This window comes from Mucilaginibacter yixingensis, assembly GCF_041080815.1.
GTDB lineage: Bacteria > Bacteroidota > Bacteroidia > Sphingobacteriales > Sphingobacteriaceae > Mucilaginibacter > Mucilaginibacter yixingensis.
This window is the reverse complement of sequence record NZ_CP160205.1, coordinates 4,060,857-4,086,409: the sequence shown is the minus strand read 5'-3', so window position 1 is coordinate 4,086,409 and position 25,553 is coordinate 4,060,857. Positions and strand designations below refer to the sequence as shown.

Genomic DNA, 25,553 nt, shown 5'->3' with positions numbered 1-25,553 from the left:
CTCATTTACTTAAATTACCTATAGTTAAAAAAATAGAATCAATATGAAAATTAGATGAAATTTTTAAAGCTGCAGTTAATGTAAATTACTCTAAGTCAGCAGTTAAAGTTTTGTGTTTTTAATTTGAAATTTTTAATTAACAAGGCATATTATGTTTAGTAAAAAGCCAACAACTGCTTACATGCATACGCCGGATTTTATAATTTCACGTCTGATAAACCTGTAAGATCATGAAACGTATTTTCTTTTTGTTGTGCCTCGCGGCGACAACCATGTATGCCGACGCCCAGGTGGTAAGCTTGAATAAAGCCGAGCTGCAAAAACTTAAAAAGCTCACAGCAACAGATACCTCGGCTCAAAAGCGATATGCCGAATGGAAACGTGCGGCAGATGCCGCCTTAAACGATCAGCCTAACCCCATAGATACCATCCACACCGAAGGCCGCTTGCAGGGCGATCCGAAAAAAATTGCGTCGTGGGAAGCATTTAAAGACCTGCACAAAATGTATGCGCTCGCGCTGGTGTACCGCGTTGATGGCGGCAAAAACTACCTCGACAAGGCCACAACATTTTTACTGGCCTGGGCCGATAAAAACAAACCCAATGGCGATCCTATTGATGATACCAACCTCGATCCGGCCGTTGAGGCATATGATCTGATTAAAAACGATCTGAATGCCACAGATAAAACAAAGATCAGCGCATGGCTCTCCGCAACTGCCCAGATGGAAATTAACAAATTACGTGCCCGCAGTGGTACGGCCAGCAACAACTGGCATTCGCACCGTTTAAAGGAGGTGGGCGAGATTGGATTTGCCATTGGCGATCAGAAATTTCAGCAATGGGCCATAGATGGGTTGCAGCAGCAAATAGCCACTAACCTGTTGCCTGACGGCCAGAGCTTTGATTTTAAGGAGCGTGATGCCCTGCACTATCATACATATGACTTGGAGCCGATGTTAACGCTGGCCATCATTTTGAAGCGGGCTACCGGTGTTGATTATTATAACTACGTATCGCCGGCGCAAACCTCTGTCAAAAAATCGGTAGAGTGGTTTTTGCCATTTGTAGAGGGCGCTAAAACTCACCCTGAATTTGTAAACAGCCGCGTTGAGTTTGATAAAAAACGCGCCCGAAATGGCGAGAAAGGTTATATAGCTGGTACGCTTTTCGAGCCTAAAAATGGCTTGGGTGTATTATATCTGCTTACCTATTTCTCGCCGGATGCGATAAACATCATCCAGAAAGTTAGCGGAACTACCGAGAACTACCCCAACTGGCAGTTAGTGCTGAATCAGGTGAGGTTGTAGAATTTCGGATATCGGATGTTCGATTTCGGATTTTTAATCTTTAGAGTACTATAAAATTCCAAATTGAACATCCGAAATTCGAAATCAGCGTACTGTCACCGTCACCGGTTCGGAGTGATCGCTCTCATTCTTCAATCTGTCTAAAGCTGTCACTACGTAGATGTACTTTTTGCCTTTCTCTACATGGTTATCCTCGGCAATGGTATCGGTATTGTATTGTATGCTGATGATGTTGGCTGGGTTATCTGTATCTACCTGCTCATCGCCGGTAAAGCGATATACTACGTAGCCGTACACCGGCTCGTTGTCTCGGGCCGGTTCTGGTTTGGTCCAGGTGAGCGTAACCTTGTTGATGCCTGCCACGCCCTGCAAAGCCAGCGGCTGGTTAGGTGGTATAGAATCAAGCCAAAGCATTACCGGTGGCAGGGCCGGTAAATGGTAATAGTTATCGCGTAGCGAATCGCTTACGCCCAGCGGATTGTTTTGTAACGATTTCTGGCTAAAGTATACGCTGCCCTGCACGCGTGGATTATTGCGCAGGTATTTTACCTGATCTGGTATCTGCGATGGCATTTTAAAGCCCGGCGATGCAATCTCGTTCACCCGGTAGGCCGCCTGACCGATGTACAGGTGCCTGCCAAAGGTGTTGTTGCTCCACCAATCCAGCAAGGTTTCAAACGCTGCCAGGCGGTATTTGAATGGCCAGTACAGTTGCGGATTAATGTAATCAACCCAGCCTTCTTTTACCCATTTACGCGAATCGGCATACAATTCATAATAAGAGTCTCCACCGTGGGTGTCAGAGCCCTCGGGGTTTTGGCTTTTGTTGGCCCAAATCCCCATCGGACTAATACCAAACTTCATCGTTGGCTTGTGTTTGTGTATGCTGTCGCCCAGCATCTTAATCAGCTTATCTACGTTATCGCGGCGCCAGTCGTCAATATTGGTAAAGTCGCCGCCGTATGTTTTAAAGGTCTCGGCGTCGTTAAGTTTCTGACCGGCTATGCGGTATGGATAAAAATAATCGTCCATGTGCACGCCATCAATATCGTAGTTATCAACCACGTTCAGTATCACCTTAACAATGTACTCGCGCACTTCAGGAATGCCCGGGTTAAACAGCTTGATTCCACCATAAATAAAAAACCAATCAGGATGAATGTTGGTGATATGTTGGGGGGCCAGTGCCTTAAAGTTGCCATCTAAACTGGCGCGGTAGGGGTTAAACCAGGCGTGCAGTTCAATACCACGCTTATGCGCCTCGGTAATAGCCATTTCCAACGGATCATACAGTGGATCTGGGGCCTGCCCCTGGCGGCCATTCAGCCATTTAGACCATGGTTCTTTGCCTTTTATATAAAAAGCATCGGCAGCGGGGCGCACCTGAAACATGACGGCGTTAATGCCCATACGGCGGTCAAACTCCAGCAAGTCAGTCAGTTCTTTTTTCTGTCTGTCAACCGGCAGGTGCGATGTGCTGGGCCAGTCAATATTACCCACGGTAGCCACCCAAACACCTCTAAACTCGCGTTTTGAGGCTATGTGGGGCGCACCATCAGGCAGGGGCTGGGCCTGCATATTTAAACAAAAAACAGATATGATGAAGGTGGTAATTAACAGTCGTATTAACGGCATGCGGTATTATTTAAAGAGCTGCAAAGATATAAACTCCCATTTTAGCAATTTTAGTATGGCGCGCAATAATTAGTAATAATTTGTGTTTTTAGTCATAATGTGGTTACATTTAAAAGTTATTTATAGCTAAAACAATTAAAATAGGTTTGCGAAAACCATATTTGAAAAAATTAGTTATAAACAATCAGGATAAGTTGACCAAATCAATTTTTAGCTCTATCCAATGCATCTTTACCTATAACTATTGATGCCGCCTAACATAAACATCAACTGAAATGGAAAACCAATCAACGCAAACGCCTAAGAAAAACTCCAACGTAATTTACTTCCTTATAGTGGTGGTATTAGCCCTATTAGTTACTGACGTGTACCTGTACATGCAGAAAAATAAGTCAGACAGCCGCGTAGTAGTGCAGAATGATGAAAAGACCCGTCTGCAAACAGAGCTGGATAGTTTAGAAGCTCAAATAGAGCAGGTTAACGCAGGGAAAACCAAAATGACTACCGAAATGCAGGCTGCTAATGACTCATTGCGCAGCAAGATCAAGGTACTACGTTCTGAACTGGCCAAAGGTAAACTTACCCAGGCAGAACTGGCTAAAGCACAGGAAGACGTAAAACAACTACGCTATTTTGTTACCAAATACACAGCTGACATTGAAGAGCTGAAAAAACAAAATACCACGCTGGCTACCGAACGTGATACCCTGAAAACTAACCTGGCCAGTGCTACTCAGAAAAATACCGATCTGACCAGCAAAAATGAAGAGCTGAATACTAAGGTTAAAATAGCCCAGGCACTTAAAGTTGGCGCTATCTCTATCACTGCCTATAAAGTAAAAAGCAGCGGTAAAGAGGTTGACGTTAACCGCGCCAGCCCGGCTAAAAAGATTAAGATCAACTTTACTATTGCCAGCAACCCGGTGGCCGAGAAATCATCGCACGATGTGTATATCCGCATTATTGATCCAACCGGTAACCTGATTACCATGCCAGATACCGGCACCTTTACTGCCGATGGTCAGGATCTGCAATACACTTACCGCACCTCTATCGATTATAAAGATGACGGCGCGCCGTTCATGATTGATTGGGTTAACCCTAACAGTTTCCAGAAAGGCACCTACACTGTGTTCCTGTACTCTGATAACTCAACCATGGGTAAAGGTAGTTTCACCCTGAAATAAGATAGTTCAATACTGAATAGTAAAGCCCCGGAGCGATAAGCGTCGGGGCTTTTTTATTGGAGTAATGCAAGCCTGATAAATGTGATGTAGGTCACGCGCCCACCTCATTTTATCTCCTCAACTTTGTATGGTCATCGGGCAATAAAAGAAATCAGAAGTTAAAATTCCTGCCCGACAGGTCGGCTGATGACCGAAACAAAAAGTTTTCTAAAGATTACCGTTATGGAACGCTTAAAAAATTCGCGCTGGTTTGCACTTATCATCGTATTAACAGCCCCATTCTTATCGCTGATGGATGTTTTCATTGTCAATATTGCTATACCTGCCATTAAAAAAGGAATTGGCGCAAGTGATGCCGAGTTACAGATAGTTATTGCCGGATACCTGCTGGGTTATGCCGCTTTTCTGATTACTGGTGGCCGCTTTGGCGATCATTTTGGGCGCAAAAAGATATTTCTGTGGGGGATGGCTTTATTTACCCTGGCTTCAGCCTGGTGCGGTTTATCTCATTCTGCTATCGAGCTGAACATTGCGCGTTTTCTGCAAGGCGCAAGTGCGTCGTTTATGGTCCCTCAAACCATCTCCTATATCCAGTTGCTGTTTACCGAGCCTGAAGACCGGGCCAAAGCCATAGGCACTTTTGGTTTGGTTTTAGGACTAGCCAGCATGGCCGGCCAGTTTCTGGGAGGCTTTTTTACTTATGAGCATTTTGCCATTGCCGGCTGGCGCCTCATCTTTTTTATTAATGTGCCGGTAGGAATAATTGCCTTGACTTTGGGCGGTATTTTTATTCAGGAAACTCCTATGGATAAATCTGCCAGGTTTGATGTTAGCGGAGCCGTTATCCTTACCCTGGCGCTTTTTGCCTTAATTATCCCCATTATACAGGGCCGCGAGTTGGGCTGGCCGTTGTGGTGTATATTGGGGCTGGCGCTGTCGGCTGTACTCTTTGGCCTGTTTGTGTTCGATCAAAAGAATAAGCTGAAAAACCGTAACGCATTGCTCGTTAACTTCAGTTTATTCAAAATCAAAGATTTGAACATCGGTCTTCTCTGCGTGCTGTTTTGCTACATGGTTTACAATTCATATCTGCTCATCAGCACGCTGATTTTGCAAAACGGGTATCATTTTAATGCTTTGCTAACCGGCTGTATGTTTGTAATGTTCGGCGTTGGCTTTTCGTTCTCATCCTTTTTTGCCATGCGATTGGTTACCAGGATTGGCAAGACGGTGTTGCAGGTTGGCACCGTTATGATGATGGTGTCTATAGGCCTGCAGATCTTCCTGTTTCAGGCCGAGGCAATCAGTCCGCAGGTGGTATTCCTGCTCATCTTGTTGCATGGTTTGAGCGCAGGCTGGGTAATGCCACCGATATTGAATGTAACCCTTAAAAGCGTACCACATCATTTTGCCGGTGCTGCCTCTGGTTTATATGCTACCGTGCAGCAGGCCGCAGGCGCCTTGGGCGTTAGTATTATTGGCGGAGTGTTCTTCAATAAATTATCGGAGAGGAAAGCAATGCCAGACTATCATCTGGCCTTCCGCTATGCCGCTGGACTGGAGTTTTTGATGCTGGTAGTCCTTTTTATTCTATTAATTTTTATCCCCGGCGGTAAAACATCTGCGCAGCATATTTCAGAATAAGTTTTTAACGGCGCATTATACCCCTGTCAGGCTCAGATAGAACGTAGTCCCTTTGCCAATCTCGGTTTCAAACCAGATCTTGCCACCGGCGTTCTCTATAGAGTTTTTAACAAAGGCCAGCCCCAGACCGGTGCCCGAACTTTTGGTGGTAAAGTTGGGTTCGAAGATGCGTTCGCGCAGATGCTCGGGGATGCCGTTGCCGTTATCAGCCAGCATAATCAGCGTGTTCTGTCCGTTGGTTTTATGGGTGATCCTGATGTGGCCTGCACGATCTTGCGGTACGGCCTCAATGGCGTTTTTGAGCAAGTTGTTAAAGCAGCGCAGTAACTGATCACGGTCGGCGCTGATAATGAAATCGGTGCCGGGCTGATAATCAATGGTAATGTTATCCATCTGCCTGAAGATGATCACCGCCTGGTTAATCATCTCAAAAATGTTCAGTTGCTCTATGCGCGTATCGGGCATCTTGGCAAAGGCAGAGAACTCCGACGCGATGGACGACAGGCTTTCTATCTGTTCCACAAATGATTTGCTGAAACGCTCAAACTTCTGATCAAATTTGGGGTCTTTATCTTTCCAGGCTTTGTCCAGCAGTTGCAGCCCTAGTTTAAGTGGAGTTAGCGGGTTTTTAATCTCATGCGCTACCTGTTTAGCCATCTCGCGCCACGCGCTTTCCCTTTCGGATTGTGCCAGCTTGGCCGCGCTGTTTTCCAGTTCGGCAATCATCTTGTTATACTCTTTTACCAGGGCGCCAATCTCGTCATCGCGGTGCCAAACAATCGGCTCGTTCTTGCGGCCGTAAATGGTTTTACTAAGGTTATACTGAATAAACGTAAGCGGCGACGTAATCTGCCGGGCTATAATAACGGCCACCAAACCAATGGCAATAAATACCAGCGCATAAATATTTATCATGGCGTTAAGCAGCGAACCAATGCGGTTATTATGATCTGTAGCATTGGCAAAGTACGGCAGCTGCAAAAAGGCAATGGTTTGCTGTTTAATGTTTTTGATAGGTATATAGGCCGATTTATAATCCAGTGTGCCCAGTTTTTCATCGTTCAAAAATTCAGACCGTTGCATTCTGCGCATGGTGATGTATGCCCGCGCATTCATTTTGCGCATCAGTATAGAGTAATCGTACAGCTTGGGCTGGGTGGTTAGTAGCACTACGCCGTCCAGGTTGTAAAGGGTAAGATCGGCGTTGTAAGTATCGGCAAACTCGTTGAACTTAACAGAGCCGGCTTGTGTGGTGGTATACAGGTTTTTTTGCAGACCATTTTCAAACACCTCGGCAATGCGGCGCAACTTCTCGCGAATCATATCGTCCTGCTGCTCACGGTATTGCGTACTAATGGTCTGGAAGGTAATAGCGCCTACCAGTAACAACGTAATTACCACCGTTATGATAACCGAAAACTGAATGCGGCTGCGGTACAGGATCTTATCCAGATTGATCCTGAAGCTGAGCCTGATGCGCTGATTTTTAATGTTAAAAATCCTGATGCGTGCCCATGACCAGGTAATGAAGATGATAATCATGCTGAAAGCCAGCAACGTAACAAAGAAGAAGGTAAGCGAGGTTACACTCTGCGCCAGCGGATCTTCCTGATGGGTTACAATAATTACATTGCGCGAGTTAAGCTCATAGATCAGGTGGCTGTAATGCTCAAATGGCTTGTACCACTTATAGTTATCGGCCTTGTTTTGCTTAAACAGATACCTTTTGGGCAGGCCGGTAAGGTCATAATTGCGTAGATTGTAGGCATAAGTGCCAGCCTTGTTTACCAGGTGTCCATCATCATAATAGGCATAGGAGTAGTTGGCATAATCGTCGTTGTTTTTTACATCGCCCGGCACCAGCAACTCGGGGAACGACAGATTGCTTACCAGCGGTTTGGCCTGCAACCATACTACAATAGTTCCGCGGTAATTATCTTGCTGAAAAATAGGCAGAATGGCAAAATAGCGCTGAAAGCCGAAAGCCTCAGTTTCACGATAAAAATAGTTGGATACTTTAAGCGAACTGTAAGCCACCAGATCTTTAAATACGTTCAGGTCATAGCTTTTGTCGCCGGTTAAAAGTTGCCCCTTGTCGTCAAATGCATAGATCTGGAAATCGTATTTAGACAGGTACCCGTCAAAGTATAGTTTCTGGAAACGTGTTTTGAGGTATTGGTTATTGCGCGATGAATCGCGGAAATATTTTAGTAAAAATGGATCATTAGTGATCTGTTTTTCAATATTTCGGAAACTGATATCAGCATCCGGGTCATCTGCAACCACCAGTTTTTGTACGAGTGCTTTGCGTACGTTATGCTCCTTCAGTTCCTGAAAATGATTGAGCTTGATGGCCGAGATAAGCGAGCAGGTGGCCAGCAAACCCAGGAAAGCTGCCGGCGTAAGTTTACCATCGCCATACCAGATAGGGAACACCCTGATGGCCGTAAACACACCAACCAGTATATAAAACAAACTGGTATCGCGTTGGAGAATGGTATAGAAGGTAGCCGCACACATAAATCCAAGCAGAATGAGCACCTTGTGCGAGGCCGGAATATCTAACCGGCGGGCCAGCACCAAAAAGGTATCATTAAGCAGGTAGTACAGCATAAAGCCGAAACAGAGTATCAGCACGCCTATAAAACTGGAGCCCGATAAGTTAAATACGTTGGTTACATCAAAACTGATGTTGGTGTTGAGCACCAGCGAGTAGAACAAACGCAGCAACAGGGTAGCCAGTGCAATAAGCACCAGAGAGTAAACTACCATTACAACGTAGCTGGCCCGTTGCGGCAGCGGGTTTTTAAGCAGCCGGTGCCGGTTATGGTACAGGAACGATGCCAGCCAGCAGGCCGCAAAAATGTTCAGGCCAAAATCGCCCAGAGAGGGGAAGATGGCGTTATAATGATAAAGCTGCGGACTAAATAACTGAAAGTGACTAACCACCGGCCAGCCATAATACAGGTTAATAAACCGCACCAAGCCCAAAAACAGCAATAATGCCGCCACCGCCGCACCAACGCCAATGCGGCGTGCTATCAGGTTACAAAAGTTGTGCACCAGTACGCAAAGCGTAAGGAAACTAAGCAACCAAAGGGTAATCTGCAGATCATAGTAACGAAGGTTGACAGAATTGGGCTTTAACTCGATAGAGAAGATATACTTACCATCAATGTTATGAATATCATAGATGGCTTTATCTGCAAAATCGGCTATGTCAATATTGTCATCATTCAGTAGGTCACGATCAATGTTATTACGCAGGTACCGGTTCTCAAACGGGTAAATAACTTTTACAGGGATGAAGAATAACGACGAAAAACTGCCATCCGTTTTCTTAATTACCTCATAATAACCATTACTAAGCCTGATAAACTGTGCCCCCTCTTTATATCCGGTTGCCTTGGGCATCACCTTGACCGAGCTCCAGAACGTTAACTGGTTATTTACGTAGGTATAGGCAAGTATGCGGTTGTCCAGCGTTACATCTTCAATAAAATCTACTGCGTCTTTATTATCAGAAGCCAAGCGTTTCAGCCGGTCTATATGATCTTTATCGGTAAGCTGTTTAACGTAACTTTCTTTGCCGTGCAGATTTTTTTCAAGGATGGCGGCTGTTTGGGTCAGATCAACTTTGGGCGTAAATGTCCATTGTACAATAATTCCTGTTAACAGGAAGGCTGCACACAGCAAGGCAAGCCATAAACGGATTTTAGCGGCAGTGGTCAAAAGAAGCGTTTTCCAGTTATAAATTTATCATTAAAAAACAAAAGCCGCTTTTAGTTTGCGGCTTTTTGTAATTTTTTTTATTTGGAGGGCTTATTGCGGGATGGTGGCGCTTGCAGTAGCTACTTCGCGGCTCACTTTTTTAACCAGTCCTTGCAATACGTTGCCTGGGCCAACTTCGGTAAATGAGGTGGCACCGCCTTCCAGCATGTGGATCACGGTTTGCGTCCAACGCACCGGTCCAGTCAGCTGAGCAATCAGGTTTTTCTTGATCAATTCAGGGTCGGTATATGGTTTTGCGTCGATGTTCTGATAGATTGGACAAACCGGCGCTTTGATTTCTGTGCGTACAATGGCAGCTTCCAGTTCTACACGGGCAGCTTCCATTAGCGGCGAATGGAAGGCACCGCCAACGTTCAGTTTCATAGCGCGTTTGGCACCGGCAGCCAGCAGTTTCTCGCAAGCGGCATCAATACCTGCAATAGAGCCAGAAATAACCAGCTGACCCGGGCAGTTATAATTGGCCGGAACCACTACATCGGTTACCTGATGGCAAACATCCTCAACCGTAAAATCATCCAGACCTAAAATGGCGGCCATGGTTGATGGTTGCAGTTCGCAGGCTTTTTGCATGGCGTTAGCGCGGGCAGCTACCAGTTTCAGGCCGTCTTCAAAGCTCAGGGCACCGGCAGCTACCAGGGCAGAAAACTCGCCCAGCGAGTGACCGGCAACCATATCAGGCTGAAAATCATGACCCAAAACTTTGGCCAGAATTACCGAGTGCAAAAAGATGGCCGGTTGGGTAACCTTAGTTTCTTTCAGGTCTTCAACGGTGCCTTCAAACATTACATCGGTAATGCGGAAACCTAAAATATCATTAGCCTGCTCAAAAAGCTGACGTGCTTGTTCAGATTGTTCGTAAAGGTCTTTACCCATGCCCACAAACTGTGCGCCTTGTCCGGGAAATATGTAGGATTTCATTCTTTGCCCCCTAACCCCCTAAAGGGGGAATTTTGGTTTGGTAGTTTATAAATTAGTTAATAGTTTGCTTTTATTAATGCCTCTTGCCTCCCCCTTCAGGGGGCTTGGGGGGCTTAACTCAACCTCGAAGATATCAAATTCAAAAACTCCGTCCTCGTCTTTTCTGCCAAAAACGCGCCGGTAAAGGCTGAGGTGGTGGTTACCGAGTTTTGCTTTTGCACGCCGCGCATACACATGCACAGGTGGCGGCATTCAATTACTACGCCTACACCAATAGGGTTCAGGGTTTCTTGTATGCTATCGCGGATGTCATTCGTTAAACGCTCCTGCACCTGCAGGCGACGGGCGAAGATATCTACCACACGCGGGATCTTGCTCAAGCCCACCACGTGCCCGTTAGGGATATAGGCCACGTGCGCTTTGCCAAAGAAGGGCAGCATGTGGTGCTCGCACATCGAATAAACTTCAATATCCTTTACCACTACCATCTGGCTGTAATCTTCCTTAAACATGGCCGAGGTAAGCACAGCTTTGGCATCCTGGTCATAGCCATGTGTTAAATACAGCAGGGCTTTGGCCACACGCTCGGGAGTTTTTAATATACCTTCGCGGGATGGGTCTTCGCCCAGGGCTTTCAGGATGTGCTCGTAATGGCCCGAAATGCTTTTGATCAGCTCGGGGTTGTAGCGGTCTATTTTAACGTATCCGTCGATGTCTTCATCGTCGTCGTTGAACGGTCCTTGGTTATTCATTGCAGGTTGTTACTCGCCAAAGTACTCGGCAGAGTTGTTTTCGGTCTCAAATAATTTAACAGAGTGTAAAAATACACCCTCGTAGGCTTCGATTGGTGCTTTCAGCTGTTTAAAGATCTCAATGCAAAGCAGTTCTGTCGATGCCATTTTGCCTTCCATAAAATCAACATCTCTGTTCAGATTTTTATGGTCAAGCTTTTCAACAACATAGTCTTTAATAATCTGCTTCAGATCTTTCAGATCAATCAGGTAACCGGTTTCGTAGCTCAGGTTACCTTTTACGGTAACAAAGAGGTTGTAGTTATGACCGTGCCAGTTGGGGTTTGCGCACTTACCAAATACCTCGGCATTCTTCTCTTCGCTCCAGTCTTCACGGTACATGCGGTGGGCGGCGTTGAATTGTTCTCTGCGCGTTATATAAATCATCATAAAGGTAATTGGGTGCAAATATACAAAACAAAAAATCAGGCTATTGTTTTTATATATTCGTATCCTATCACATCACTATGAAAATACTTATTGTAGCTGCAACCCAGCAAGAAATTGCACCATTGTTTGAGTTGGATGGCCCTGAAACAGAGGTTGATGCATTGGTTGACGATGTATTGGCCAGTGCCGGTGCCATCTCGTCTGATCTTACCTCTGTACAAACATCTGTGCTGGTAACCGGTGTGGGCATGACGGCCACCGCCTTTGCCCTGGGCCGTCAACTGGCGCTTAACCAGTATGACCTGGCCATAAATCTGGGCATTTGCGGCGCATTTGACCGCGGCCTGGCTTTGGGCGAGGTAGTAGAAATAACCACCGATATTTTTGCCGAACTGGGCGCGCAGGACGATGAAGACTTTATCAGCATAGATCAATTGGGATTTGGTGAGAGCATTTATACTGCAGGTGCTTCCATCCCGCAATTTATGGGCAGCATTGAAGACCATAAGCCGCGATTGAAACAGGTGACTGGCATTACCGTTAACCGGGTGCATGGCAACGAGCGCACCATCAGCAAAACTGCCGACCGGCTGCACCCGCAGGTGGAGAGTATGGAGGGGGCTGCATTTTTCTACGCCTGTAAACAGGCTGGGGTGCCTGCGTTGCAAATCAGGGCAGTGTCAAATTATGTAGAAAAACGTAATCGCGAGCAGTGGCAGATAGGCCTGGCCATTAAAAATCTGAATACATTTGCCAACAACCTGCTCAAGCACCTGGAGGCGTTGCCACCGGCCGTTAGCTGATGCGTTGAGCGCGAAAAATGTATTACTACCTATGAAACTGACCCTTGGCTTTTCGCCCTGCCCAAACGACACTTTTATATTTGATGCCCTCATTCATCATAAGATAGACACCGAAGGTTTAGAGTTCGATGTGTTTTATGATGATGTAGAAACGCTGAACCAGAAAGCCTTTCGCGGCGAGCTGGATATTACCAAACTGAGCTATCATGCTTTTGCCTACGTGGTTGATAAATATGTGTTGCTGGATGCCGGCAGCGCGCTGGGTTTTGGAGTTGGGCCGATGTTAATTTCGAAATTCGAATATTCAATTTCGGATTTAAAAGAAAGGCCTGATTTGAGCGTTGCTATTCCCGGTAAGTACACCACTGCAAATTTTCTTTTGGGCTACGCTTTTCCGGAGCTAAGCAATAAGCAGGAGCTCGTTTTCTCTGAGATTGAAGATGCATTACTAAATGAAAAAATTGATGCAGGCCTAATCATCCACGAGAATCGTTTTACTTATCAGGATAAGGGCCTAAAAAAGATCCTAGATCTGGGCGATTATTGGGAGCAGCAAACCGGTTGTGCTATCCCGCTGGGCGGCATCGTAGCCAATCGTCGTTTACCTGAAGATGTGCAGCATAAGATTAACCGCGTGCTGCGCCGCTCGGTAGAGTTTGCGTTTGCCAACCCTAAATCGGGGCTGGATTTTATCCGCAGTCATGCACAGGAGATGAGCGAAGAGGTGATGTACAAACACATTGACCTCTACGTAAATAAATACTCGGTTGAACTGGGCGAGGAGGGGCGTAAGGCAATCAAACTATTATTTGATACCGCGTTAGAGAAAAAGATTATTCCGGAGATTAAGGAGGAGATATTTTTGACGCTTTAGTCCGTTATTTGGGATTTCGAATGTTCAATTTCGGATTTTATATTTAAACAAGAAATGCGGCCAAAGCCGCATTTCTTGTTTAATAATTTTGTCATTTCGAACGTAGCGTAGCGCAGAGAGAAATCTTAGCCCCCATGTTGGTATCCGATGGCCTGGCTAGCGTCTAAGATTTCTCGTCGCCCTCCCGCACAATTCCCGCCCTTCGCTCGCTCGAAATGACATTGGGGATAAAAGAGTAAAGCCGCGGGATTCCCCGCGGCTTTACTCTTTTATTATGAATAATCATTCAGCCTTTAAGAGGCTAAGTGGGTCTCAATACAATAACTGATCATACGGGTACCTTTCCGTGTGTATAGCAATTACTTTATCATAAAGCAGCTTCCTGAAATTATCTACGTTCTCTTTTTTCAAGGCCGAGATAAATATCGCCGGGCTGTTATGCCTACCCATCCAGCTTTGCTCAAAATCCTCCAGGGTGAGCGGTTTTACCTCGTCATCCTCGTGATAGGGCACTGGCTTGTAAGCGTCAATCTTGTTAAACACAGTAATCATTGGCTTGTCAATAGCGCCCAGGTCTTTCAGTGTTTCGTTCACGGTGTTGATCTGGTCCTCAAAGTTCGGGTGTGAGATATCAACCACGTGGATCAAAATATCAGCTTCGCGCACCTCATCCAGTGTAGATTTAAAACACTCCACCAAATGGTGAGGCAGCTTGCGGATGAAACCTACAGTATCTGACAGCAGGAACGGCAGATTTTCAACTACCACCTTGCGCACCGTGGTATCCAGCGTTGCAAACAGTTTGTTCTCGGCAAATACTTCAGATTTGGAGATCATGTTCATGATGGTTGATTTGCCTACGTTGGTATAACCAACCAACGCTACGCGCACCAGTTGATGGCGGTTTTTACGCTGCGTTTCGTTCTGTCGATCGATATGTCTCAGTTTCTCTTTCAGTAACGAGATCTTGTTCAGGATCAAACGACGGTCAGTCTCAATCTGCGACTCACCCGGTCCGCGCATACCAATACCACCCTTCTGGCGCTCCAAGTGAGTCCAGAGGCGGGTTAGTCGCGGTAGCAGGTATTGCAGCTGGGCCAGTTCTACCTGCGTTTTGGCCTGTGCGGTCTGCGCACGTTTGGCAAATATGTCAAGGATCAGGTTACTGCGATCCAGAATCTTTACCTGTAGTTCGTTCTCTATGTTACGCAGTTGCGATGGCGAGAGCTCGTCATCAAATACCACAATATCAATCTCTTCACTTTTAACATAATCGCGAATCTCCTCCAGTTTACCCGATTGCACAAAGGTGGCACGGTCTGGCTTTTGCAGTCGTTGGGTAAATACCCGTTCGGTTCTTCCACCGGCAGTCATTACCAGAAATTCCAGCTCTTCGAGGTACTCTTTGGTTTGTTCCTCGGTTTCGCCGGGTGTAATAATACCAACCAGAACCACACGTTCCTGCTCCTCGGCGGTATCATAATATTTTTTCTTCATTAAGTAATCTTAAAATTTGTAAATGAAATTACGCAAACCTTAAACAAATAAGGTCATGCATTAACTTTTGTTTTAACAGTGGGATGCCCGCGAAAATATAGGTCGCTTGCGCATAAGTCTAAACAGGCTTTGCGGGCAGTGTAGCGTAGAACTATGTGAAAATAAGTAACATGCCGCAAATATCTTAAAAAGTTGAGAGAAACGCAAAGGGGACGAGAGGGGATAAATACGTCATTGCGAGGTACGAAGCAATCTCTGTACTTGCAGCGCCGGTATGTTAACCGTATTGTCCTGAGCAGAGATTGCTTCGTACCTCGCAATGACGTTATGGCGATTATGCGAGTAGAAGAAAGACGAGTGGTAATTACAATCCCTTCACAAACTCGGCCATAGCCTTGCCCGGATCTGCCTGGCGCATAAAATTCTCGCCGATCAGGAAGCCGTTAAAGCCTGCAGCTTTCAGTTGCTTGATGACGTTGGTGTTGCTGATAGCGCTTTCTGAGATCTTCAAAAACTCATTCGGGATCTGTTCTACCAGCTGGAACGAGGTATCTACCGATACAGTAAAATCGGCCAGATTACGGTTGTTTACACCGATGGCATCTACATGCGGATCAATGCTGCGTTTCAGTTCTTCCAGGTTGTGTACTTCCAGCAGTACATTCAATCCCAAACTTTTGGCAAATGCAGCCAGGTGACTCACCTCGGCAGGGGTGAGGATGGCCGCAATGAGCAGGATAACGTCTGCACCCATGGCGCGGGCTTCCAGCAATTGGTATTCATCAATGATAAACTCTTTGCGCAGGATAGGAATGCCATTTACGCGACGGGCGGCAATCACGTCCTCGGTTTTACCCATAAAAAAGTCGGTATCGGTTAGTACCGATAGGGCAGATGCACCGGCCGCGGCATAAGCAGTGGTTACATCCTCTACAGAAACCTGGTCATTAATAATGCCTTTTGATGGCGATTTACGCTTAAACTCGGCAATGATGCCGGTACGTGCCGGATTGAGCAGAAAATCGCGGAAAGAATATACATGGCGGTTGAAGAACTCTGATTTTTCCAGCTCGGCCACGCTTACACGTGCTTTGGCCTCTTTTACTTCTTCCTTTTTACGAACTACTATTTTATCTAAGATGGTCATGCCCTCTTACCCCCTGAAGGGGAATTTTGTTTTTTATGTGTTTATTAAAACCCGTTTGTCATTTCTCCCAACGGGAGAAGTCTTATACGATTGCAATGTTTTGCGTCTAAGATTTCTCCGTCACGCTTTCCCTTGGTCCACTGTTTCGTTCCATCGAAATGACAAAACGGAATAACGCTGGGTTAGCCTGTTAACTATTTGCCCTCCGGCAATAACCAGTTGCGCATCATCTCTTTTCCAAACTCGGTCAGTACCGATTCCGGGTGAAACTGTACGCCGCGTACATCATATTCCTTATGGCGCAGGGCCATGATTGAATCGTCGGCCGCATCAATAGCGGTTACTTCCAGGCTATCCGGTAGTCCCTCGCGAGATACTACCCACGAGTGGTAGCGGCCCACTTTAAAGCTTTGCGGCAAACCGGCAAATAGTTGCTCGGTAGCGTCGGTTACCTCAATTGGCGTGGCAATACCGTGCATCGGGCGGCTCAGATTGTGCAGCTTACCGCCAAAAACTTCCGCTATGGCCTGCTGACCCAAACATACCCCAAAAATGCTTTTGGTGGGCGCATACTTTTCAATTACCGGCTGCAGCAAACCAGCCTCAGACGGGATACCCGGCCCAGGTGAGAGCAGGATCCGGTCAAACGCGTCTACATCCTCCAAAGCAAATTGATCATTGCGCCAAACGGTACACTCCAGTCCCAGTTCATTTACCAGATGCACCAGGTTATAGGTGAAGGAGTCGTAGTTGTCGATGATTAAAATATTGTTGTTCATTGTCTTATCTCTTTCCTGCATCAGCAGGTCTTACTAATCTCTGTTAACTGATCTCTAATCGCCGCTTACAACTCCTGCGCCAGTTCCAGCGCTTTGCGTAGTGCGGCAATTTTGTTGCTTACCTCGTTCAGTTCGTTTACCGGTACCGAGTCGGCCACAATGCCGGCGCCGGCCTGGTAATGTAATACGTTGTTCTTACTCAGGAAAGAGCGGATCATAATGGCATGGTTAAAATCGCCATTGAAACCCAAATAACCAATAGCGCCGCTGTAAAAACTGCGTTTAATGTTCTCGTTCTCGTCAATAATCTCCATGGCCCTGTATTTGGGTGCACCACTCAGCGTACCGGCCGGATACGTATCGCCTACCACTTTGAATGATGATACGCCCTCGCGCAGCTTACCGCTCACATGCGATACCAGGTGGATAAGATGCGAATAATATTGCACTTCTTTAAACGCTTTAACCTCTACCTGTGTACAGTGGCGGCTCAGGTCATTACGGGCCAGGTCTACCAGCATCACGTGCTCGGCAGATTCTTTGGGGTCGTTTTCCAGCGCGCGGGCAATTTCGGCATCTTTCTCATCATCACCACTACGTTTAAACGTACCGGCAATAGGGAAGATGCTGGCCACGCGATTTTTCACGGTGATCTGCGCTTCAGGCGATGAGCCGAAAATGCGGAAATCGCCGTAATCAAAATAGAACAAATATGGTGACGGGTTAATAGAGCGCAGCGCACGGTACACGTTAAACTCATCACCGGTGAATTGGCGCGAGAAGGCGCGCGATGGCACAATCTGGAACACATCACCACGGTAAACGTGCTGTTTCATCTTTTCAACAATGGCTATAAAGCCCTCGTCGGTCAGGTTTGATTTTTCTTCAAAATCACTCTGGAAACGATACTCCGGGAAGTTTTTGTTCTGGATCAGGTACTCGATCTTTTCCAGCCCGCTGGTATCGGTCAGTTCCAATCCGTTCTCAAAAATATAGAGCTCATTTTTAAAGTGATCTATAGCAATAATGTAGCGGTAAATATGATACTGCATCTCAGGGATGCGGCGCGGGTTTTCTTCGGTTACTTTGAGCCTGATGGTTTCAAAGTGCTCCACCGCCTCATGGGTAAAATAGCCAAACAAGCCGTTAGAGATCATCTTTAGCTGGATGGCTTCGGTCTCAAAGTTTGCCAGAAAGTTGTCTATACTGTTAATCAGCTCAAAGCTACCCTGGGCATAAGTTTCCTTTGGTTTGCCAGGATAGTTGATGGTCAGCTCGCCACTTTCCAGTACCAGGCCGCCAATAGGGTCGCAACAAACGTAGCTCATGCTGTTCTCGCGACTATGGTAGTCTGAGCTTTCCAGCAGCAGCGAGTTGGGGAACACGTCGCGCAGGCGCAGGTAAATGCTTACCGGCGTAGTGGTATCGGCCAGTAGTTTTTTGTAATGTGTTTTAATTTTAATCTTTTCCATTTGTGTATGCGATGACCTAAAAAAGAAAAACCCGGCGTTGGTGACGCCGGGCTCATAATTAGGTTTATAACATTAAATCTTTAGATCGAGGTATAGCCGGCTGCCAAATTATTTTGGTGCCACCAGCTAAAAATATTGCCCATCCTGATCATTGTGAAGCAAAAATATAAATAATAATCAATCAGCCAATTTTTTCTAAAAAAAGTTTTAGCGGCTCATGGCTAACAACGGACGGTGACCGGCCAGTGCTGCAACTATCACAAGTACAGCCAGTACGTAAAAAATGGCAATGTTTTTATGCTTAGCCTGTGCGGTAGCGGCTTTTTTTGAACGGCTGTGGCCAATGGTTACTATTGCAATGGCAGCAATCATCATGGTAATGTGTTCAACGGTCCAGTAACGGGTGTCGGCCTGTTTCATGGTGTTGGCTCCAAACTGTACCAGCGGGCTCACAAAATATAAAGCCAGGCCTACCAGTAACTGCACGTGCATGCTAATCATGGTAAACATATTGCCTTTGCGGTTTGATTCGGTATATGGTTTGTTACCTAACCAGCCGGTAAGCGACTGTATAATTGATAACAGCAGGAGCAGCAATACTACAAAGCGCAGCCCCGAGTGGAAGTAAAAAAGAAAAGTGTACATGCCTGGTGTTTTTTGTTGCCAAATATAGGCGTTGGAGGAAGTAAAAAGTTAAAATTAAAAAGTAAAAAATATGCCGATTGCCTGAAGATGAATTAATGGAATTAAGTAATTGCCGGAATTCTTCGCACAACAGTAGGTCATGCTGCACTTGTTTCAGTACCCCGCATGCTATGTGGATGTTTGTGATGTACCTCTCATGGGTGAGATTGACATTCAGAGATGTACCACTTGCAGTTTATCGCCGTAAACCACTATAATTGTATTAGCAGTTATGACTGATATACTTAAACTTCATCAAGAGAACAAAGATCTGGTAAAACTTATCCGTAAAATAGATAATAATATCGAAGGCAGTAATGGCTATATTCTTGGTTTCTCAGATGATTTAATACTAATACAGAATGTCATTGATTTTGATATAGACGGCTATTCTGTTTTTCCCACTAATCAGATTGATAAAATTCGTTTCAATCGGTCGGATAAATACTTTAACAAAATGATGCAATGGGAAAAACTATCAGACACCATTAATATTAATTACCAGATAAGGCTTAATAATTGGCGAGCGGCTTTTTCTTCATTAAAAGAAAATAATTTGAAAGTTATAGTAGAGTGCGAGTCATCTGCTCTTGATACTTTTACTATAGGAAGCATTACAAAAGTTGGTACCACATATGTTTATGTTAAACACTTTGATGCCACAGGCCTGATAGACGAAGAGGAAACATCAATAGATTATGCCTCCATTTCTAAAGTGACATTTGACTCTCGGTACATTAATATATTCAGTAAATATTTACGTAGACGGAAGAAAAGATGAACCTGATGAGAATTAACAAATCGAGCTGGCTACTTCTTACATTTATGTTGTTAACAGCTACGATCTACGCCCAGCAAAAAACCTTTACCCGTGCCGATTCGTTGCGTGGTAACATCTACTCGCCGTTGCGTACCTGTTATGATATCAATTATTACCACCTGGATGTGAAGTTTGATATCGATAAGAAATTCATCAGCGGCAGCAATCAGTTTAAGTTTACCGCTACTCGCGACTTTGACAAACTGCAGTTTGATCTTTTTGCCAACCTCAATATCCAGCGCATTGTATATAAAGGTAAAGACCTGCCGTTTGAGCGCGAGTTTAATGCCGTGTTTATTACTTTTCCGCAAACCATTAGCAAGGGCAGTAAAGACGAGTTTACTGTTTATTACTCTGGTAACCCCACTATTGCCAAACGCGCGCCCTGGGATGGCGGTGTGGTGTTCACTACAGATTCGCTGGGCAAACCCTGGGTAGCAACCGCATGCGAAGGCGTCGGCGCCAGCATCTGGTGGCCTAATAAAGATCAGCTGGACGACGAGGTGGATAGCGTCATGATCAGCATCAGTGCACCCAAAGGTTTAAAAGATGTATCTAATGGCCGCTTGCGTAAGGTGACTGACTTAAAAGATGGCTACACCCGCTTCGATTGGTTTGTGGCTAACCCCATTAATAATTATGACATAGAAGCCAATATTGGCGACTATGCCCATTACAGCGAAACCTATCCGGGCGAAAAAGGTAAACTCGATCTGGACTTCTGGCCACTGAGCTATAACCTGGCTAAAGCCAAAAAACAATGGGACGCGAACGTGATGCCGATGCTCAAAGCTTTTGAATACTGGTTCGGCCCGTATCCTTTTTATGAAGATGGTTACAAACTGGTGGAAACCCCACACCTGGGTATGGAACACCAAAGCGGGGTTGCCTATGGAAACAAATACAGAAACGGCTACCTCGGTCGCGACCTGTCAGGCACCGGCCTGGGCCTGGATTGGGACTTTATTGTGGTGCACGAGAGCGGGCACGAATGGTTCGGCAACAACATTACCGATAAAGACAATGCCGATATGTGGATTCACGAGAGCTTTACCAATTACTCAGAGTCGCTGTTTATTGAGCACAAAACCGGCAGCAAACTAAAAGGACAGGAATATATCCATGGCACCCGTCGCGGCATTTTAAATGATGAACCCATCATTGGGCAATACGGGGTGAATAACGAAGGCTCGGGCGATATGTATCCTAAAGGCGGCAACCTGCTTAACATGGTGCGCACTATTGTTAATGATGATGCTAAATGGCGCGGCATTTTGCGCGGCCTCAACAAAACGTTCTATCACCAAACAGTGACCGCCAAACAAATAGTAGATTATATGAGTACGCAGGCAGGTATCAACTTAACCCCGGTGTTTGACCAATACCTGCGCTATAAAAACATCCCAACACTGGAGTTTCGGTTTGAGAACGGCACCCCTACCTGCCGCTGGATAGCTGATGTAGACGGCTTCAGCATGCCGGTGCAGGTTCGCACCAAAGGTGGGGAGTATCAGATGATTACGCCCACCACTACTTTTAGCCCTGTTAAAATTAATGGTATAACTAAGGATAATGTAGAAGTAGATACCTTTAATTATTATATAGGTGTATTGGTAGATTGATTTTAAATCAAAAATTAAAATTAAGAATTAAAAAGGGGCGGTTTCTTGAGATTTAGACCGCCCTTGCTGTTTTTAATGTCGTTTTTTCTGCTTTTTAATCTTAACTTTTGAATTACTCCCTGATTTTTACTTTTTAATTTTCAGTTTTCCTTACTTTAGCCGTCAAAAAATAAAATACACTGCTATGCAATACGATGTCATCGTTATAGGTTCGGGCCCGGGCGGCTATGTAGGCGCTATCCGTTGCGCCCAATTGGGTTTAAAAACAGCCATTATTGAGAAGTATTCAACCCTGGGCGGTACCTGCCTTAACGTAGGTTGTATTCCATCTAAGGCGCTGTTAGACTCATCTGAACACTTCCATAACGCTGCACATGCTTTTGCAGACCACGGCATCCAACTGAGCAACCTGAAGATTGACTGGAAACAGATGATCAAACGCAAGCAGGAAGTAGTTGACGCCAATACCAGCGGTATCACCTTCTTGATGAAGAAAAACAAGATCGACGTTCATCAGGGCGTGGGTTCTTTTAAAGATAAAAACACCATCATCGTAACCAAAGCTGATGGCACCAAAACCGAGCTGACCACCAAAAACGTAATCATTGCTACCGGTTCAAAACCATCGTCGCTGCCGTTCCTGCCGATCGACAAAAAACGCATCATCACTTCAACCGAGGCTTTAACCCTGGGCGAAGTGCCTAAGCACCTGGTGCTGATTGGCGGTGGCGTTATCGGTTTGGAGCTGGGTTCTGTTTACGCTCGCCTGGGTGCTAAAGTATCGGTGATTGAGTATATGGATTCAATTATCCCTACTATGGATAAAGGTCTGGGTCGCGAGCTGCAGAAAGTATTGACTAAACTGGGTATGGATTTTTACCTGGGCCACAAAGTAACCGGCGCTACTGTAAAAGGTAAAGAAGTGACCGTTACTTTTGATACTCCAAAAGGCGAGAAAGGCGAGCTGAAAGGCGATTACTGCCTGGTAGCCGTTGGCCGTGTGGCTTATACTGATGGTTTGGGTCTGGAAAACATTGGCCTGACCGTTGAAGAACGCGGTCGTAAAATTACGGTTGACGAGCACATGGAAACCAGCGTTAAAGGCGTTTACGCCATTGGCGACGTGGTGCGTGGCGCAATGCTGGCTCACAAAGCAGAAGAGGAGGGTACTTTGGTGGCCGAGCTTCTTGCCGGTCAGAAACCACACATTAACTACAACCTGATCCCAGGCGTAGTTTACACTTGGCCAGAGGTTGCCAGCGTAGGCTATACCGAAGAGCAGTTGAAAGAAAAAGGCACCGCCTATAAATCAGGTCAGTTTCCGTTTAAAGCAAGCGGTCGTGCCCGTGCAAGCGGCGATCTGGACGGCTTTGTAAAAGTTCTGGCTGATGCCACTACCGACGAGATACTGGGCGTACACATGATTGGCCCGCGTGCTGCAGACATGATTGCCGAGGCGGTTATTGCCATGGAGTTCCGCGCCAGTGCAGAGGATGTTACCCGCGCCAGCCACGCTCACCCAACCTTCACTGAAGCAATGCGTGAGGCTTGTTTGGCAGCAACTGACAAACGCCCGATCCATATTTAATATCGGAGTTCGGAGTTTCGAATTCGGACTTATTAATACAGAGGTGCCATTCAAACAATATGTTGGGTGGCACCTTTTCATTTAAATAGAGCGAGATTGAAAATTTTGTCATTGCGAGCAGGGTTGTGGGCTGACTGTGCGCGAAGCAATCTCGTCGCAGAACATGCGGATTTGCATCGTTGATGGTAATATGACGAGATTGCTTCGTCACCCTTTATCACATTCCCCTCACGTTCCTCGCAATGACAAATGTTATTTAACGCCGTAGAAGATAGTTTTTACCAGATGCTAGTCCTCATCAACATAGCAATAATAATAGCTACCATCGCAGGCATGGAAGCTATTTCCTGGGCTATGCACAAATACCTGTTCCACGGGCCGTTGTGGTTTATCCATAAAACTCATCATGGGCATGGTAAAGGTTGGTTTGAGCTAAATGATCTGTTCAGCATCCTATTTGCCGGTATTGCCCTGTGGCTAATGTGGCTGGGGCATCTTAGTTTAGATCACCGCTTTTGGCTGGGCACCGGCATCAGCATTTATGGTATCATCTACTTCATTTTTCATGATTGGTTTATTCATAATCGCTTCAAAGCCTTCCGGTCCAATAACCGCTACTTGCTGGCTATCCGCAGGGCGCATAAAATCCATCATAAGTCGATGAAGAAATGGCCATCAGAAGAATTTGGGTTACTGGTGGTGGGAAGGAAATGGTTTAGGGGGAGTTAGGTTATAGCGATGACAGAAAATCGGTTATCGTTATTATTTTCGTATTGCCAATGGTTTTCACGCTGAGTAAATCATTATCGCCGGTTAATAAATAATCTGCACTACCATCTATTGCTAGAGCTAAAAGAAAATTGTCCTTAATATCGCGGCATTGGGTTATAACGCTCTTAACTTCTATCACCTTCATATAAGGGCTTATCAAGTGAAAAAAGCTTTCAACATCCTTTGGTTTAAAAAACTTCGAAAATTTGGCTCGTTTGGTAACGGATGCAATCTCTTCAATCAATTCATTACTAAATAAAAGAGTAATGTTACCCGAATACAAGATTCTCTCAATCTTTGAGATATCATTCTTAATCAAAAAACTTATCCAAAGATTGGTATCTAAAATTAGAAGAAGCGATTTATTTAGATTTGGCATATCGCTCCGCGCGTACAGCTTCTACTTCCGCTGTTATTTCTTCAAGAGATGGTGCCGTTTCTTCATTTGCCCTTAAGCGCTTAAGGAAAGCCTTTAAATCTTCTTTCGGTTTCTCTTTCCTGATAGCAATCAGATCAAGATCAGCCAAATCTTTTAAAAGCTTTTTTGCTTTGGGATTTAAAATGTCTATTCTGAGGGTGTCCATATACAAATCTAATCAATAGAATTATAATTAACAGGATCATAATTAGCGGGATTAGCAAAATTACAATTACCAGCAGGATTATAATCAATAGAATTATTAGCAGGATTAGCAGAATCAGTAAAATCATTATTATGAGCAGGCTGATAATTCGCACAATAAATAAACACATCAGAAAATTTCCGACATTCGCCCTCATGCTGCAAATACAGGAGAATGTTTCGTTAAAAAACTTTAACACCTTTGGCGTTGAGGCTAAGGCCCGATACTTTGTAGAGATTAGTCACGAGGATGAACTGGCCGAGCTCTTTCTTGACCCGATGTGGCAAACCGTTCCGCGCCTGATCCTGGGCGGGGGTAGTAATATGCTTTTTATCAGCGATTTTGATGGCTTGGTGATCCGCATGAACATCCGCGGGATTGAGCATCGCATCAGCCATACCGATGTTTTTGTGGAGGCCGGAGCAGGCGAAGTTTGGAACGGGCTGGTGCAATATGCCGTGCAGCATGGCTATGCCGGTTTGGAAAACCTGAGTTTGATTCCCGGCTCGGTGGGTGCATCACCTATTCAGAACATAGGTGCCTATGGTGTGGAGCTGAAAGATGTGTTTGAAAGCTGCTGCGCATTTGAGATTGCCTCACGTACCGTTAAAAAGTTTAATAAGGCTGATTGCGGCTTCGGCTATCGTGAGAGTGTATTTAAAGGAGAGCTGAAAGGGCAGTATATTATTACGTCGGTAAAATTCAAGCTATCACTTACACCTAATTTGAGTTTGCATTATGGAGCCATCAGTCAGGAACTGACTAATCGTGGTATTGCGCAGCCTTCTATTAAAGATGTGTCAGACGTGGTATCACACATCCGCGTGTCTAAATTGCCCGATCCGTCTACCATTGGTAATGCGGGCAGCTTCTTTAAAAATCCGGTGATAGGTGCAGATCAATTTGAAAAGTTGCATAGCCTGTACCCGGAAGTGGTGAACTATCCCGCAGGAGAAAACAGGGTAAAATTGGCCGCAGGCTGGCTCATTGAGCAGTGCGGCTGGAAAGGAAAAGTGGTTGGCAACACCGGTACGTGGAAAAATCAGGCGCTGGTTTTAGTGAACCATGGAGGGGCCACTGGTACCGAAGTGTATGCACTGTCGTCGCAAATCATAGACAGTGTGTACAGTAAATTTGGCGTTATGTTAGAACGTGAAGTAAATATGATACAGTGATGTTTTTCTAACAAAAAATTAATATAAATTT

The 25,553-nt window shown here is 45.4% G+C and carries 22 protein-coding genes; 10 read left to right on the top strand and 12 right to left on the bottom strand.

All coding sequences use genetic code 11. From position 1 onward, the window contains the following. Positions 1 to 230 precede the first annotated feature (230 nt). On the top strand, positions 231 to 1,310 hold the full coding sequence (locus ABZR88_RS16660) for an alginate lyase family protein (RefSeq protein ID WP_107826252.1): 1,080 nt from the start codon (positions 231 to 233) through the stop codon (positions 1,308 to 1,310). 84 nt (positions 1,311 to 1,394) lie between these two features. On the opposite strand, the gene ABZR88_RS16655 is transcribed toward ABZR88_RS16660, so the two are convergent. Further along, positions 1,395 to 2,945: a glycoside hydrolase family 10 protein gene (locus ABZR88_RS16655; RefSeq protein ID WP_245916949.1), complete on the bottom strand. Its 1,551-nt coding sequence runs from the start codon at positions 2,943 to 2,945 to the stop codon at positions 1,395 to 1,397. A gap of 275 nt (positions 2,946 to 3,220) precedes the next feature. Here ABZR88_RS16655 and ABZR88_RS16650 point away from each other — a divergent pair, with 275 nt between their 5' ends. Next, positions 3,221 to 4,132 carry a hypothetical protein gene (locus tag ABZR88_RS16650; protein ID WP_107826253.1) on the top strand — a complete coding sequence of 304 codons (912 nt, stop codon included), beginning with the start codon at positions 3,221 to 3,223 and terminating at the stop codon, positions 4,130 to 4,132. A 222-nt stretch (positions 4,133 to 4,354) separates the two neighbouring features. Beyond that, positions 4,355 to 5,776, top strand: coding sequence for an MFS transporter (locus tag ABZR88_RS16645; RefSeq protein ID WP_170113508.1), 1,422 nt, complete (start codon positions 4,355 to 4,357; stop codon positions 5,774 to 5,776). 15 nt (positions 5,777 to 5,791) lie between these two features. Here the strand turns inward: ABZR88_RS16645 and ABZR88_RS16640 are convergent, their stop codons facing one another. The 4 genes from ABZR88_RS16640 to ABZR88_RS16625 all read right to left on the bottom strand — a co-directional run bounded on the left by ABZR88_RS16640 (position 5,792) and on the right by ABZR88_RS16625 (position 11,664). Then, positions 5,792 to 9,508 carry an ATP-binding protein gene (locus ABZR88_RS16640; protein WP_107826255.1) on the bottom strand — a complete coding sequence of 1,239 codons (3,717 nt, stop codon included), beginning with the start codon at positions 9,506 to 9,508 and terminating at the stop codon, positions 5,792 to 5,794. 90 nt (positions 9,509 to 9,598) lie between these two features. Further along, entirely contained in the window at positions 9,599 to 10,486 is an 888-nt protein-coding gene (gene fabD / locus ABZR88_RS16635) for an ACP S-malonyltransferase (protein WP_107826256.1), read from the bottom strand. Positions 10,487 to 10,599: 113 nt separating this feature from the next. Beyond that, on the bottom strand, positions 10,600 to 11,238 hold the full coding sequence (gene folE / locus ABZR88_RS16630; RefSeq protein ID WP_107826257.1) for a GTP cyclohydrolase I FolE: 639 nt from the start codon (positions 11,236 to 11,238) through the stop codon (positions 10,600 to 10,602). Positions 11,239 to 11,247: 9 nt separating this feature from the next. Then, entirely contained in the window at positions 11,248 to 11,664 is a 417-nt protein-coding gene (locus ABZR88_RS16625) for a 6-carboxytetrahydropterin synthase (protein ID WP_107827072.1), read from the bottom strand. 80 nt (positions 11,665 to 11,744) lie between these two features. Here ABZR88_RS16625 and mqnB point away from each other — a divergent pair, with 80 nt between their 5' ends. Beyond that, on the top strand, positions 11,745 to 12,470 hold the full coding sequence (gene mqnB / locus ABZR88_RS16620) for a futalosine hydrolase (RefSeq protein WP_107826258.1): 726 nt from the start codon (positions 11,745 to 11,747) through the stop codon (positions 12,468 to 12,470). 31 nt (positions 12,471 to 12,501) lie between these two features. Next, positions 12,502 to 13,344 (top strand): menaquinone biosynthesis family protein, encoded by an 843-nt coding sequence (locus tag ABZR88_RS16615; RefSeq protein WP_107826259.1) that lies wholly within the window; start codon positions 12,502 to 12,504, stop codon positions 13,342 to 13,344. A 312-nt stretch (positions 13,345 to 13,656) separates the two neighbouring features. On the opposite strand, the gene hflX is transcribed toward ABZR88_RS16615, so the two are convergent. The 5 genes from hflX to ABZR88_RS16590 all read right to left on the bottom strand — a co-directional run bounded on the left by hflX (position 13,657) and on the right by ABZR88_RS16590 (position 18,884). Next, entirely contained in the window at positions 13,657 to 14,841 is a 1,185-nt protein-coding gene (gene hflX / locus ABZR88_RS16610; RefSeq protein ID WP_107826260.1) for a GTPase HflX, read from the bottom strand. A gap of 364 nt (positions 14,842 to 15,205) precedes the next feature. Then, entirely contained in the window at positions 15,206 to 15,988 is a 783-nt protein-coding gene (trpC, locus tag ABZR88_RS16605; RefSeq protein ID WP_107826261.1) for an indole-3-glycerol phosphate synthase TrpC, read from the bottom strand. Positions 15,989 to 16,182: 194 nt separating this feature from the next. Next, the gene (locus ABZR88_RS16600; protein ID WP_107826262.1) at positions 16,183 to 16,767 is read right to left on the bottom strand and encodes an aminodeoxychorismate/anthranilate synthase component II; all 585 of its coding nucleotides are present in this window, start codon (positions 16,765 to 16,767) and stop codon (positions 16,183 to 16,185) included. A 65-nt stretch (positions 16,768 to 16,832) separates the two neighbouring features. Continuing rightward, entirely contained in the window at positions 16,833 to 18,239 is a 1,407-nt protein-coding gene (locus ABZR88_RS16595; protein ID WP_107826263.1) for an anthranilate synthase component I family protein, read from the bottom strand. A 207-nt stretch (positions 18,240 to 18,446) separates the two neighbouring features. Further along, positions 18,447 to 18,884, bottom strand: coding sequence for a cytochrome B (locus tag ABZR88_RS16590; RefSeq protein WP_107826264.1), 438 nt, complete (start codon positions 18,882 to 18,884; stop codon positions 18,447 to 18,449). A gap of 271 nt (positions 18,885 to 19,155) precedes the next feature. On the opposite strand from ABZR88_RS16590, the gene ABZR88_RS16585 reads away from it, so the two are divergent. From ABZR88_RS16585 to ABZR88_RS16570, 4 genes are all read left to right on the top strand, one after another. Next, positions 19,156 to 19,704 (top strand): hypothetical protein, encoded by a 549-nt coding sequence (locus tag ABZR88_RS16585; RefSeq protein WP_107826265.1) that lies wholly within the window; start codon positions 19,156 to 19,158, stop codon positions 19,702 to 19,704. 5 nt (positions 19,705 to 19,709) lie between these two features. Beyond that, on the top strand, positions 19,710 to 21,365 hold the full coding sequence (locus ABZR88_RS16580) for a M1 family metallopeptidase (protein ID WP_107827073.1): 1,656 nt from the start codon (positions 19,710 to 19,712) through the stop codon (positions 21,363 to 21,365). 184 nt (positions 21,366 to 21,549) lie between these two features. After that, positions 21,550 to 22,953, top strand: coding sequence for a dihydrolipoyl dehydrogenase (gene lpdA / locus ABZR88_RS16575; protein ID WP_107826266.1), 1,404 nt, complete (start codon positions 21,550 to 21,552; stop codon positions 22,951 to 22,953). A gap of 249 nt (positions 22,954 to 23,202) precedes the next feature. Continuing rightward, positions 23,203 to 23,682, top strand: coding sequence for a sterol desaturase family protein (locus ABZR88_RS16570; RefSeq protein ID WP_245916950.1), 480 nt, complete (start codon positions 23,203 to 23,205; stop codon positions 23,680 to 23,682). Between the two features lies 1 nt (position 23,683). Here the strand turns inward: ABZR88_RS16570 and ABZR88_RS16565 are convergent, their stop codons facing one another. Together ABZR88_RS16565 and ABZR88_RS16560 are read right to left on the bottom strand one after the other, a co-directional pair. Beyond that, positions 23,684 to 24,103, bottom strand: coding sequence for a putative toxin-antitoxin system toxin component, PIN family (locus ABZR88_RS16565; RefSeq protein WP_107826267.1), 420 nt, complete (start codon positions 24,101 to 24,103; stop codon positions 23,684 to 23,686). Further along, positions 24,087 to 24,308 carry a hypothetical protein gene (locus tag ABZR88_RS16560; RefSeq protein WP_107826268.1) on the bottom strand — a complete coding sequence of 74 codons (222 nt, stop codon included), beginning with the start codon at positions 24,306 to 24,308 and terminating at the stop codon, positions 24,087 to 24,089. Before ABZR88_RS16560 ends, ABZR88_RS16565 begins: the two co-directional genes overlap by 17 nt. Before the next feature lie 194 nt (positions 24,309 to 24,502). Between ABZR88_RS16560 and murB the strand changes: the two genes are divergently transcribed. Continuing rightward, complete coding sequence (murB, locus tag ABZR88_RS16555) at positions 24,503 to 25,522, top strand: UDP-N-acetylmuramate dehydrogenase (protein WP_107826270.1); 1,020 nt, start codon at positions 24,503 to 24,505, stop codon at positions 25,520 to 25,522. Positions 25,523 to 25,553 lie beyond the last annotated feature (31 nt).